At 72.6% G+C, this 12903-nt stretch carries 8 protein-coding genes; 5 read left to right on the plus strand and 3 right to left on the minus strand.

The genetic code is table 11. The features are described 5' to 3' along the window. Positions 1–12 precede the first annotated feature (12 nt). A complete protein-coding gene (locus ACSU6Z_RS06635) occupies positions 13–1818 on the minus strand; it encodes a lytic murein transglycosylase (protein ID WP_437043774.1) in 1806 nt (601 codons plus the stop codon). 269 nt (positions 1819–2087) lie between these two features. Between ACSU6Z_RS06635 and ACSU6Z_RS06640 the strand changes: the two genes are divergently transcribed. Next, positions 2088–2942: a DUF4184 family protein gene (locus ACSU6Z_RS06640; protein ID WP_437043776.1), complete on the plus strand. Its 855-nt coding sequence runs from the start codon at positions 2088–2090 to the stop codon at positions 2940–2942. Here ACSU6Z_RS06640 and ACSU6Z_RS06645 read toward each other — a convergent pair. Both ACSU6Z_RS06645 and polA read right to left on the minus strand, forming a co-directional pair. Beyond that, complete coding sequence (locus ACSU6Z_RS06645; RefSeq protein ID WP_437043778.1) at positions 2863–3276, minus strand: hypothetical protein; 414 nt, start codon at positions 3274–3276, stop codon at positions 2863–2865. The two genes, ACSU6Z_RS06640 and ACSU6Z_RS06645, sit on opposite strands and share 80 nt — an antisense overlap. Before the next feature lie 367 nt (positions 3277–3643). Further along, positions 3644–6367: a DNA polymerase I gene (gene polA, locus ACSU6Z_RS06650; protein WP_437043779.1), complete on the minus strand. Its 2724-nt coding sequence runs from the start codon at positions 6365–6367 to the stop codon at positions 3644–3646. 253 nt (positions 6368–6620) lie between these two features. Between polA and ACSU6Z_RS06655 the strand changes: the two genes are divergently transcribed. The 4 genes from ACSU6Z_RS06655 (at position 6621) to ACSU6Z_RS06670 (ending at position 12901) form a co-directional block, all read left to right on the plus strand. Next, positions 6621–8900, plus strand: a complete 2280-nt coding sequence (locus ACSU6Z_RS06655; RefSeq protein ID WP_437043781.1) for an FdhF/YdeP family oxidoreductase — start codon at positions 6621–6623, stop codon at positions 8898–8900. A gap of 66 nt (positions 8901–8966) precedes the next feature. Then, positions 8967–9455, plus strand: coding sequence for a hotdog fold thioesterase (locus ACSU6Z_RS06660; RefSeq protein ID WP_437043783.1), 489 nt, complete (start codon positions 8967–8969; stop codon positions 9453–9455). Positions 9456–10621: 1166 nt separating this feature from the next. Next, positions 10622–11854 carry a branched-chain amino acid ABC transporter substrate-binding protein gene (locus ACSU6Z_RS06665; RefSeq protein ID WP_437043785.1) on the plus strand — a complete coding sequence of 411 codons (1233 nt, stop codon included), beginning with the start codon at positions 10622–10624 and terminating at the stop codon, positions 11852–11854. 114 nt (positions 11855–11968) lie between these two features. Continuing rightward, positions 11969–12901: a branched-chain amino acid ABC transporter permease gene (locus ACSU6Z_RS06670; protein WP_437043787.1), complete on the plus strand. Its 933-nt coding sequence runs from the start codon at positions 11969–11971 to the stop codon at positions 12899–12901. Positions 12902–12903: the final 2 nt, after the last annotated feature.

A 12903-nucleotide genomic window follows, 5' to 3' on the forward strand; every position in this document is an offset into this window, starting at 1 on the left:
GTACACGGGGAGCTACGCGGTGGGGCTCGCCGACGGACCGGAGCCCGATGACGAGCCGGGGCTCGCCGACGGACCGGGGCTCGCCGGCGCGTCGGGCGAGGACGTCTCCCGCGCCCGGACCGTCAGCGTGACGTCGAGCGTCGCGCCGCCCGCGGTGGTGAGGCGCAGCGTGAACGTGCCGGCGGTGTCGTCCGCGTACAGCCGGGGCAGCGTCAGCAGGCCCCTGGCGTCGGTCCGCAGGTCCGAGAGGGTGCGGACGGCCTCGCCGTCGGCGTCCTCGAAGTAGGGGCCCCGGTCGTTCGCGACCGGGTTCCGCGCCGACTCGATCAGCGTCGCGGTGACGGCGACCCCGTCGGCGGCGGCGCCCTTGTACGTGGCCCTCACCTGGACCCGGTCGGCGAACGCGCCGCCCGGGTCGCAGACGAGGGCGGTGTCGTCGGTGCGGGTGAGGGAGTCGGCGACGCGCTCGGTGACACCGGCCGTGTAGTCGAGGCCGGGGACGGCGCGGCCGACGACGGTGGCGCGGACGGTGAAGGAACCGGTCCTCTCGCCCGCCCGCAGGGCGGGGGCGACGGCCACGCCGGAGCTGCCGGTGACGACCGTGGCGACGCTCTCGCCGTCGGTGAAGGTGGCGTCGGTGTCGCCGATGATCCTGTACCGGACGCGCACCTTGCCGACGGCCTCGCCGGCCGCGGTCTCGGCCCGGGTGCGGATCCGCTCGGCGAACACGTCGCCGACCGTGGCGGTGAGGCGCTCGGTGCCGGCGTCCTCCAGGTGGTGCACCGTGTCGGTGGGGGTGGGGGCCGGCGAGCCCGTGGGGGGCTGGGCGGGGGCCGGGGACCCGGGGGCGGGGTCGGCCGGCTTGCCGGGGGCGGGCGTGGACGTGCCCGGCGCGGTCGGCTTCCGGGAATCCTCGGGCGCCGCGGGTTCGCGGGTGTCCTGGGGCGACGGTTCGGGCCGGGTGGTCCGGCCGCTGCCGCCGTCGCTGCGGCCGACGGGCAGGGTGCCGGTGCCGTCGGGGATCTCGTGGGTGCCCTTGCGGTAGTACTCCATCCACCTGAGGACCGTGTTCAGGTAGTCCCGCGAGTTGTTGTAGCTGAGGATGGCGCGGTCGAGGTCGGCCTGCGTGGACAGGTCCCAGCCGTTGCGGCACAGGTAGTGGCCGGCGGCGAGCGCCGCGTCGTAGATGTTGTTGGGGTCCTTCACCCCGTCACCGTTGCCGTCGCGCCCGGCCCATGCCCAGGTGGACGGGATGAACTGCATGGGGCCGACGGCCTGGTCGTAGCTGCTGTTGCCGTCGTACGCGCCGTTGTCGGTGTCCTTGATGAGCGCGAAGCCGTTGCCGTCGAGCTGTGGTCCGAGGATCCGGCCGAGGGTGGTGCCCTCGGCGTCGACGCGTCCGCCGCGGGCCTGGCCCGACTCCACCTTGCCGATGGCGGCCAGGAGTTCCCAGGGCAGGTTGCAGCCCGGCTTGGACGCGCGCAGCGACGCCGCGGCCTTCTTGTAGGCGTCGAGGACGGTGGCGGGGATGCCCGCCTCGGCCGGTCCCTGGGTGACGGGGGTGCCGGCCACCGGCGACGTGCTCGGGCGCGGGGTGTTGAGCGGCGGCAGGTCCGTGTAGTACGGCGAGTTGCCGGTGGCGCTGTCGTCGGCGGTCCCCGTCTCCGGCGAGGGCGTCGTGTCGGCGGCGGTCCGTCTGCCGTGGTCGTCGACCGTCACACCCGGAGCCTGGGACGCGGACAGGGCCGCGACCGCGGCCGCGGCCACGGCGGTGGTCGCCGCCCCCTTGCGCAGCCTGCTGCCGAAATGCGCCGCCATAGAGTGAACCCCTCCCATGGACGCCCGGGCGTCCCTCTGTGTCCGCCTGTACTCGCTGCATTCGCCCTGTCGGACCATCGGCGCGCGCCCCGGGTTGCCCCGGAGCGGTCCCGAGGGCCGGGTGCGTCCTGTCCGCGCGTTCGACCGGTACGGTGACGCAGGCGACCCTACGACAACTTGCTGTGCACAGGCACCCGTTCGTGCCCGATTTTCACCGGTTGGCCACGTGGGGCGCGCCGCCCGACCGACGACCGACGCCAGGAGCCCCGTTGCCGTTCACCCTCAGTCACGCGGCAGCGGTGCTGCCCGCCGTGCGCATCGACGGGACCGGACGGGGAGCGCTGGTACCCGCCGTGCTCGTGGCGGGGTCCTTCTCTCCCGACATGACCTATTACGCGGCGAGTGCGGTGTCCGGGGCGATGGAGTTCGGTGGCGTCACGCACTCCGTCCCGGGCGTGTTCACGGTCGATGTGCTCATCGCCTGGGCCCTGGTGGGGTTGTGGCTGCTGGTGCGGGAACCGCTGGTGGCGCTGTTGCCGCGGGCGCGGCAGGGGCCGGTGGCCGCGCTGCTGCGGTGCGGGCGGGCACGCGCGCGCGTACGGCCCTCCCTGCTCGCGTGGTGGTACGTGTCGGCGGTGCTCGGCGCGCTGACGCACATCGTGTGGGACGCGTTCACTCATCACGACCGGTGGGGGACGCGGGTGTTCCCCGTCCTGGCCCGGGAGGTCGCGGGCTCGCCCTTGTACTGGTACGTGCAGTACGGCGGTTCCGCGGTGGCCGCGGTCGTGGTCGCCGTGTTCCTGGCCCGGGCGCTGCGGCGGGTGCCCCGGACCGAGCCGCCGGGGATGGCGGTGCTGTCGGCGCGGGACCGGTGGGGGGCCGCCGTGGTGATCGGCGGCTGCGCGGTGGCCGCGGCGGTGCGGCGGGCGACGCGGTGGTGGGACTACTGGGGGCCGGTCGCCGAGCCGTGGGAGCTCATCCCGACGGTGTGCTTCGGGGCGGGCGCGGGGCTCGTCCCCGGGGTGCTGCTGTACGCCGTGGTGGTCAGGGTGCGGCGCCCGGTCCGGGGCCCGGGCGCGTGGGGCGGTGCCGGTACGGAGCCGGGCCGTTCGCCCGTGCGCTGAACGGGCCGGCCGTGGCGGCGGACACGGTGAGGGCGGGGGCGGGGCGGGGCCGCCGCAGCAGGGTCAGGGCGAGCGCCGGATAGCCGCGGGCCAGCTCGGCCCACAGGCGCCAGGCGGGTGCCTCGCCGGTGCCCGGGGCGGCCGGGGCCCGGTGGGCGAGTCCGCGGCGCGGGCCGGCCGCGGCCCGGCGCAGGACCGTCGTGAGGGTCTCGGGGATGCGGGCGGTGCTTGCGCCCGGCGCGAGGACCGGGACCGGCGGAAGTGGCACGCGGACGGGTTCCTCGGCGCCGGCCCGCGGTGCTGCGGTCCGGTGGCGGAGCATGCGTATACCCATGCCCGCATCCTCGCGGGCGTCGGGAGCGGGGGCTTTCCCGCGGGGGCCGGCCGGGTGACGGCTCCCGCGGGCGGGACGGACGGGAGGCGGCGGCTTCCTGCGAGGGGGCGGCTTCCCCCTGCTTTCCCCGGGGAGCGGTTCCTCCGGGGGACGGCTCTCCCGGGGGCCTTTCCCCTGGGAGCGGCTTTCCGGGGCTTTTCCGGGGGCCCGCTCCCGGGAGGCCCGGGGAGGACCGTCCCCGGGCCTCCCGGGGGCGGTCGCCCGGGGGCGGTCGCCGGGCGCCTCTCCGGCGCCGTCCGCCGAGGTGCCGCGACGCGGCGGGATCGCGCCGGTGGGGTGTCCTCCCGCGCGAGGCCGTCGCCGCGGGCTAGTGCGCCGCCGACTCCCAGTCCGGGCCCACGCCCACCGACACGCCCAGCGGCACGCGGAGGTCGACCGCGGCCGCCATCTCGCGGCGGACGATTTCCTCCACCGTCTCCCGCTCCCCGGGGGCGATCTCCAGGACGATTTCGTCGTGGACCTGCAGAAGCATGCGGGACTTCAGGCCGGCCTCGCACAGCGCCCGGTCCACGCGCAGCATGGCGATCTTGACGATGTCCGCCGCCGTGCCCTGGATCGGGGCGTTCAGCGCCATCCGCTCGGCCGTCTCGCGGCGCTGGCGGTTGTCGCTGTTCAGGTCGGGCAGGTAGCGGCGGCGGCCGAAGAGGGTCTCGGTGTAGCCCGTCGCCCTGGCCTCGTCCACGACCCGGCGCAGATAGTCCCGTACGCCGCCGAAGCGCTCGAAGTAGGCGTCCATCAGGCCGCGTGCCTCGGCCGCCTCGATGTTCAGCTGCTGGGAGAGGCCGAACGCGGACAGGCCGTAGGCCAGGCCGTACGACATCGCCTTGATCTTGCGGCGCATCTCCGCGTCCACCGCCGAGGGGTCGACGGAGAACACCTGCGCGGCGGCGGTGGTGTGCAGGTCCTCGCCGGAGGTGAACGCCTCGATCAGGCCCGCGTCCTCGGACAGGTGGGCCATCACGCGCAGTTCGATCTGGCTGTAGTCCGCCGTCATCAGGGACTCGAAGCCCTCGCCGACCACGAAGCCGCGGCGGATGGCGCGGCCCTCGTCGGTGCGGACGGGGATGTTCTGCAGGTTCGGGTCCGTGGACGACAGCCGGCCGGTCGCGGCGACCGTCTGGTTGAACGTGGTGTGGATGCGGCCGTCCGCGGCGATCGTCTTGATCAGGCCCTCGACGGTGACGCGCAGCTTCGCCTGCTCACGGTGGCGGAGCATGATCACCGGCAGTTCGTTCTCGGTCTGCTTCGCCAGCCAGGCCAGGGCGTCGGCGTCGGTGGTGTAGCCGGTCTTCGTCTTCTTCGTCTTGGGCAGGTTCAGCTCACCGAAGAGGACTTCCTGAAGCTGCTTGGGCGAACCCAGGTTGAACTCGTGCCCGGCCGCGGCGTGCGCCTCCTTCACCGCCTGCTGCACGGCGCCCGCGAACATCTGCTCCATGGCCTGGAGGTGGGCCCGGTCGGCCGCGATGCCGTGCCGCTCCATCCGGGCCAGCAGCGCGGACGTCGGCAGCTCCATGTCCCGCAGCAGGTCCGCGGCGCCGACCTCCTCCAGACGGGTCTCGAACGCCTCGCCCAGGTCGAGGACGGCGCGGGCCTGGATCATCAGCGCCTCGGCCTGGGCGCCGTCGTCGGCGCCGAACGCCAGCTGGCCGTCGGCCGCGGCGGCCGGGGCCAGCTCCCGGTGCAGGTACTCCAGCGAGAGCGCGTCCAGGTCGAAGGAGCGGCGGCCCGGCTTGACCAGGTAGGCCGCCAGCGCGGTGTCCATCCGCACGCCGTCGAGGCTCCAGCCGTGCTCGGCGAAGACCCGCATCGCCCGCTTGGCGTCGTGGAGGACCTTGGGCCGGCCGGCGTCGGCCAGCCAGCCGGCGAACGCCGTGTCGTCGTCCTCGTCCAGCTGGGAGGGGTCGAACCAGGCGGCGGCCCCGTCGGGCGCGGCGAGCGCGACCTCGGCGACCGAGCCGGTGCCCAGCGCCCAGGTGTCGACGACGGCGACGCCGAGCGCCTGCGTGGCGTGCTCGGCGAGCCAGCCGGCCAGCTCACCGGTGCCGAGGACCGTGCCGTCCAGCTCCACGCCGTCCGTCACGACCGGCGTGGACTCCGCTTCCCCGGCGCCCGGGTCGACGGCGAAGAGCCGCTCCCGCAGCGACGGGTTGCGGATCTCCAGGGTGTCCAGGATCATCGCCACGGCCTTGCGGTCGTAGGGGGCCCGCGCCAGCTCGGTGACCGACCTGCCCAGCTCCACCTGCCGCTCCAGCTCGGTGAGGCGGCGGTTGAGCTTGACCGACTCCAGGTGGTCGCGCAGGTTCTGCCCGGCCTTGCCCTTGACCTCGTCGGCGCGCTCGACCAGTTCCGCGAACGACCCGAACTGGTTGATCCACTTCGCGGCCGTCTTCTCCCCGACGCCCGGGATGCCCGGCAGGTTGTCGGACGGGTCGCCGCGCAGCGCCGCGAAGTCCGGGTACTGGGCGGGCGTCAGCCCGTACTTCTCCACGACCTTCTCCGGGGTGAACCGGGTCAGCTCCGAGACGCCCTTGGTCGGGTACAGCACCGTGGTGTGCTCGCTGACCAGCTGGAAGGAGTCCCGGTCACCGGTGACGATCAGCACCTCGAAGCCCTCGGCCTCGGCCTGTGTGGCGAGCGTGGCGATGACGTCGTCGGCCTCGTACCCCTCCACCGCGAAGCGGGGGACGCTCATCGCGTCGAGCAGCTCGCCGATCAGCTCGACCTGCCCCTTGAACTCGTCCGGGGTTTTGGAGCGGTTCGCCTTGTACTCGGTGAACTCCTCCGACCGCCAGGTCTTGCGGGACACGTCGAACGCGACCGCGAAGTGCGTGGGCGCCTCGTCGCGCAGCGTGTTGGCCAGCATCGACGCGAAGCCGTAGATCGCGTTGGTCGGCTGGCCGGCCGCGGTCGTGAAGTTCTCCGCGGGCAGCGCGAAGAACGCGCGGTAGGCCAGCGAGTGCCCGTCCATGAGCATCAGCCGCGGACGGTCGCCGGAGGTGGGGTCGGTCTTCTTCGATGCTGTCTCTGCCACACCCCCGATCCTGCCACGCCGCAGTGACAGCCGGTGCCGACCGCCGCGACGCACCGGACCGCGGCCCGTCCCCCGCCGGGCGGGCGGGCCGCCTCCCGGCGGGCCCTCCCCTCGACCGGCCCGCACGCGACCGGTCCGGCGCGCGACCGGCCCCGCGCGCGTCTTTCCCCCTGCGCCCGGCCCTCCGCACCGTCCCCGGTACGTGCGAGGATCGCGGACGTACCCCACCCATGGACGCGAAGGAGTGCGCGCGATGGCCACGAAGCCGCCCAAGAGTGATCCGGTCCAGGACGCGCCGCAGGTCACCGAGCCGAAGCACGCCGCGGCGGGGTTGCCGGCCATCGGCCACACCCTCCGCGTCGCCCAGCGGCAGATGGGCGTCAGGCGCACCGCGCTGACGCTGCTGAACGTCAACCAGAAGGACGGCTTCGACTGCCCCGGCTGCGCCTGGCCGGAACCGGAGCACCGGCACACGGCGGAGTTCTGCGAGAACGGCGCCAAAGCGGTGGCCGAGGAGGCCACCCTGCGCCGCGTCACCCCGGAGTTCTTCGCCGCGCACTCCGTCACCGACCTCGCCGGCCGCAGCGGCTACTGGCTCGGCCAGCAGGGCCGCCTCACCCACCCCGTGTACCTGCCCGAGGGCGCCGACCACTACGAGCCGGTCACCTGGGAACGCGCCTTCGACATCGTCGCCGAGGAGATCGCCGCCCTCTCCGGCCCCGACGAGGCCGTCTTCTACACCTCCGGGCGCACCAGCAACGAGGCCGCCTTCCTCTACCAGCTCTTCGCTCGCGAGCTCGGCACCAACAACCTGCCGGACTGCTCGAACATGTGCCACGAGTCGTCCGGCTCGGCACTGGCGGAGACGATCGGCATCGGCAAGGGCAGCGTCCTGCTGGAGGACCTGTACCGGGCCGACCTGATCATCGTCGCCGGGCAGAACCCGGGCACCAACCACCCGCGCATGCTCTCCGCCCTGGAGAAGGCCAAGGCGAACGGCGCGCGGATCATCAGCGTCAACCCGCTGCCGGAGGCGGGCCTGGAGCGCTTCAAGAACCCGCAGACCCCCAAGGGGCTGGCCGCCGGCGCCGCGCTCACCGACCTGTTCCTGCAGATCCGCATCGGGGGCGACCAGGCCCTCTTCCGCCTCCTCAACAAGCTGATCATCGAGGCCGACGGCGCGGTCGACGAGACCTTCGTCCGCGAGCACACCCACGGCTACGAGGAGTTCGCCGAGGCGGCCCGCGCCGCCGACTGGGACGAGACGCTCGCGGCGACCGGCCTCACCCGCGCGCAGATCGAGGAAGCCTTCCGCATGGTGCTCGCCTCGAAGCGCACCATCGTGTGCTGGGCGATGGGCCTCACCCAGCACAAGCACTCCGTCCCCACCATCCGCGAGGTCGTCAACTTCCTCCTGCTGCGCGGCAACATCGGCCGTCCGGGCGCGGGTGTGTGCCCGGTGCGCGGCCATTCCAACGTGCAGGGCGACCGCACGATGGGCATCTTCGAGCGGCCCTCCCCCGCCTTCCTGGACGCCCTGGAGAGGGAGTTCGGCTTCGCCCCGCCGCGCGAGCACGGTTACGACGTCGTACGGGCCATCCGCGCGCTGCGCGACGGCGAGGCGAAGGTGTTCTTCGCCATGGGCGGCAACTTCGTCGCGGCCTCCCCCGACACCGAGGTCACCGAGGCGGCCATGCGGCGCGCGCGGCTGACCGTGCACGTGTCGACGAAGCTGAACCGCTCGCACGTCGTCACGGGCGCGCGGGCCCTGATCCTGCCGACCCTGGGCCGCACCGAGCGCGATCTGCAGGCCGGCGGCGAGCAGTTCGTGACCGTGGAGGACTCCATGGGCATGGTGCACGCCTCGCGCGGGCGGCTCGACCCGGCGAGCCCGCACCTGCTGTCGGAGCCGGCCATCGTGTGCCGGATGGCCCGCCGGGTGCTGGGCGGGAGCAGCAAGGTGCCGTGGGAGGAGTTCGAGAAGGACTACGCGGCGATCCGGGACCGCATCGCGCGCGTGATCCCCGGGTTCGAGGACTTCAACGCCCGTGTGGCCCGCCCCGGCGGCTTCGCCCTGCCGCACGCCCCGCGCGACGAGCGCCGCTTCCCGACGGCCACCGGCAAGGCCAACTTCACCGCCGCGCCGGTGGAGTACCCCGACCTGCCCGAGGGCCGGCTGCTGCTGCAGACGCTGCGCTCGCACGACCAGTACAACACCACGATCTACGGCCTGGACGACCGCTACCGCGGTATCAGGAACGGCCGCCGGGTCGTCCTCGTCAACCCCGAGGACGCCCGGAAGCTGGGCGTCCGGGACGGCTCCTACGTCGACCTGGTCAGCGAGTGGAGGGACGGCACGGAGCGGCGGGCGCCCGGCTTCCGCGTCGTCCACTACCCGACCGCCCGGGACTGCGCCGCCGCGTACTACCCGGAGACCAACGTCCTGGTCCCGCTGGACGCCACCGCGGACACCAGCAACACCCCGGCCAGCAAGTCCGTCGTCGTCCGTCTGGAACAATCGGCGACCGACTGAGCGTTTGCTCAGCCGGTGCAGCGCCGTGCCGTGCCGATCAGGACGAACGACGAACGGAGCCGACCCATGGGCGAGCAGCAGCACGTGAAGTTCCCTCAGGAGGTCATCGACGAGTACGCCGCGCTCGGTGTCGACCTGCCCGCCCTGTTCTCCGCCGGGCACCTGGGCACGCGCATGGGCGTCCAGATCCTCGAGGCGTCCGCCGAGCGGGTCGTGGGGACCATGCCGGTGGAGGGCAACACCCAGCCCTACGGGCTGCTGCACGGCGGGGCCTCCGCGGTGCTGGCGGAGACGCTCGGCTCGGTCGGCTCGATGCTGCACGGCGGCAGCTCCAAGATCGCCGTCGGGGTCGACCTCAACTGCACCCACCACCGCGGGGTCCGCTCCGGCCTGGTCACCGGCGTGGCCACACCCGTCCACCGGGGCCGCACGACGGCGACGTACGAGATCGTGATCAGCGACGAGGAAGGGCGCCGCGTGTGCAGCGCCCGGCTGACCTGCCTGCTGCGGGACGCCGGCCCCGGCGGCGACGCCCGCGCGGGCGCCACGGGCTGAACGGCTCCCGGCACGCTCCACGGCGCCGGGCGGCCGGGCCACCGCCCCGGCCGCCCGGCGTCCTGGCGTCGGGGCACGCCCCGGCCGGGGACGAGGGCACGGGGAACCGGCGCGGCCCGCTCCCGGAACCCTCCCGGGTCCGGCCTTTCCGGCCGCCGGGGCCCGGCCGCCGGGCCCCGGCGGCACCGGCTCGGGCATCCCCGGGCACGGGCACGGACACGGGCACCGGACGGCCCGGCACTCCGGCGGCGACGCCCCGGACCGCACCCGGCGAGGAGCCGTGCGCCCGTGTCGTCACCCACCGGGTGCGGGGGGCAACAGTCATGCCGGGCCCGGAGGCCAGCGGCCCTCTTACAGGACCGCGAAAAAGATAACGGGGGAGGCCGACGGCGGCCCCACGGCCACGGCGGCCACCATCCGGCGGGTCGTACACGATCCCGCGGAGGACCGCGGACACCGCACGGGGCACCGAAGAGCGCCAAGCCCCCCGCACCGTAGGCGTCCTGGCCGGTCGCGAGGCACGACAGCCGCGCCGGCCGCATCGTGGCGGCGGTCCGGGCGGGTGCCCGTGGCGGTGGGCGGCACCGGCCCGTCGGGCCGGGTGAGGACACGCACCCGTGGGACGATCCGGGGCGGTCCCCCGGCGCACTCCGCCCGCCCCGCCTTTCCGCACGGAGGCGGATTCCCTCCGTAAGATCATTTTCACCCCGCGCGTGACGGAGCACGTGGAAGCACCACGGAATGCGGTACTCCTTTTCCTGGACGCAACTCCGCGTAATGCGCACGCAATACAAGCGCACGGATTCACCCTCGGTCCGCACTGCGCACAACGCCTCTCCGACGCTTAGCAGGTCGCCTTCGGCAACGAATCCGCGTAATCACCAAAACTCCCCAGACGCCTGAACAACCCCCGTGAGTCCTGCGGGTTCCCACCATTCAGACAGGGCGAATCGGCCCGAATTCCACCCTTCTCCCCCGGCCGCACCGCTCTGCATTACGCCGTGTCATAACAAGAGCGTCACAGCATCTTCCAGACTCTCCTCCACGTTCCCCACACCCGCTTAGAGTCGCGGCCAGTCACCGCGCCGTCGGATTGTCACTTCCGCCCAGCGCTCGACTCGGCCGTTTCCACGGGGAAACGGCTGTGCCAGGGGAAAGGACTGATCGTGCGTCAACGTTCGCTCATCGCCACCACCGCCGCGCTGGCAGCGGGAGCACTCACCCTCACCGCCTGCGGCTCGCGTGACGACAACGGCGGCGGCTCGGACTCCGGCAACGGCGGCGCCAAGGTCGTCATCGGCGTCGACGCCCCACTGACCGGCGACCTGTCCGCGCTGGGCCTCGGCATCAAGAACTCGGCGGACCTCGCCGCCAAGACCGCCAACAAGAAGGAGTACGTCGACGGCGTCACCTTCGAGATACAGGCCCTCGACGACCAGGGCCAGCCCTCGGCCGGCCAGCAGAACGCCACCAAGTTCGTCGCCGACGAGGACGTCCTCGGCGTCGTCGGCCCCCTGAACTCCTCCGTCGGCGAATCCATGCAGAAGGTCTTCGACGACGCCGGCCTCGTCCAGGTCTCCCCCGCCAACACCGGCCCCGGCCTCACCCAGGGCCCCGACTGGCGCACCAAGAAGGTCCGCCAGTACAAGTCCTACTTCCGCACCGCCACCACCGACGCCGTCCAGGGCCCCTTCGCCGCCCAGTACGTCTACAACGACTACAAGAAGAAGAAGGTCTTCGTCATCGACGACAAGAAGACCTACGGCGCCGGACTCGCCGCCACCTTCACCGAGGAGTTCAAGAAGCTCGGCGGTCAGGTCGTCGGCACCGAACACATCAATCCCGACAGCAAGGACTTCTCCGCCGTCGCCACCAAGGTCAAGAACTCCGGCGCCGACATCGTCTACTACGGCGGCGAATACCCGCAGGCCGGACCCCTCAGCAAACAGATCAAGGAAGCGGGCGCCAAGATTCCGCTCGTCGGCGGCGACGGAATCAAGGACCCCACCTTCGTCAAACTCGCCGGCCCCGCCAGCAAGGGCGACCTGTGCACCTCCGTCGGCGCACCCGTGGAAAAACTCGGTTCCGCCAAGCAGTTCGTCGCCGATTACAAGACGGAAGGCTACAAAGAGGGATACGCGGCCTACGGCGGCTACTCCTACGACTCCGCCTGGGCCGTCATCGAAGCCGTGAAGAAGGTCGTCGAGGACAACGGCGGAGAACTCCCCTCCGACGCCCGCGCCAAGGTCACCGAGGCCATGCAGAACGTCTCCTTCGACGGAGTGACCGGCAAGGTCGCCTTCGACGAATTCGGTGACGCCACCAACAAGCAGCTCACCGTCTACGCCGTCAAGAACGGCGACTTCAGCCCCGTCAAGACCGGAACGTACACCGGCTGACCACGCCGCACCCACAAGCCCACGAGCCGCGCGGGGCGCTGTTCCACAGGCGCCCCGCGCGCACGCGCATCCGGCCACATCCGTCGAACATCCGAAAGTCTCGGAGGACATGCGGTGAACGAACTGCCGCAGCAGCTGGTCAACGGCCTGCTACTGGGATCCATGTACGGGCTGGTCGCCATCGGCTACACCATGGTCTACGGCATCGTCCAGCTCATCAACTTCGCCCACGGCGAGATCTTCATGACCGGAGCCTTCGGCGCCCTCACGGTCTACGTGTACGTCCTGCCCGACGGCACCACCATGTGGATCGCCCTCCCGCTCATGCTCCTCGGCGCCGTCGCCGTCGCCGTCACCGTCGCCGTCGGAGCGGAACGATTCGCCTACCGTCCCCTGCGCGGCGCCCCCCGCCTCGCCCCCCTCATCACCGCCATCGGCCTCTCCCTGGCCCTCCAGCAAGCCGTATGGGCCTGGTACCCCGACGCCAAGTCCGCCCGCAGCTTCCCCCAGATCGACGGCGGCCCCTTCCACATCGGCAGCGTCACCCTCCAGACCGGCGACATCTTCCTCCTCGTCGCCGCCCCCGCCGGGATGGCCGTCCTCGCCTACTTCGTCATGAGGACCCGCACCGGACGCGGCATGCAGGCCACTGCCCAGGACCCCGACACCGCCAAGCTCATGGGCGTCGACACCGACCGCATCATCGTCGTCGCCTTCGCCCTCGGTGCCGTCTTCGCCGCCGTCGGGGCCCTCGCCAACGGCCTCAAGTACGGCCAGATCGACTTCCGCATGGGCTTCATCCTCGGCCTCAAAGCCTTCACCGCGGCCGTCCTCGGCGGCATCGGAAACATCTACGGCGCCATGATCGGCGGGGTCGTCCTCGGCATCGCCGAAACCCTCGCCACCGCCTACGTCGCCGACATCCCCGGCATGGACCAGTTCGGCAGCCAGTCCTGGGCCGACGTCTGGGCCTTCATCCTCCTCATCCTCGTACTGCTGCTCAGGCCCCAGGGCCTGCTCGGCGAACGCGTCGCGGACAGGGCGTGACA

Origin of the sequence: Streptomyces sp. enrichment culture, assembly GCF_964273145.1 — a bacterium.
Lineage (GTDB): Bacteria > Actinomycetota > Actinomycetes > Streptomycetales > Streptomycetaceae > Streptomyces.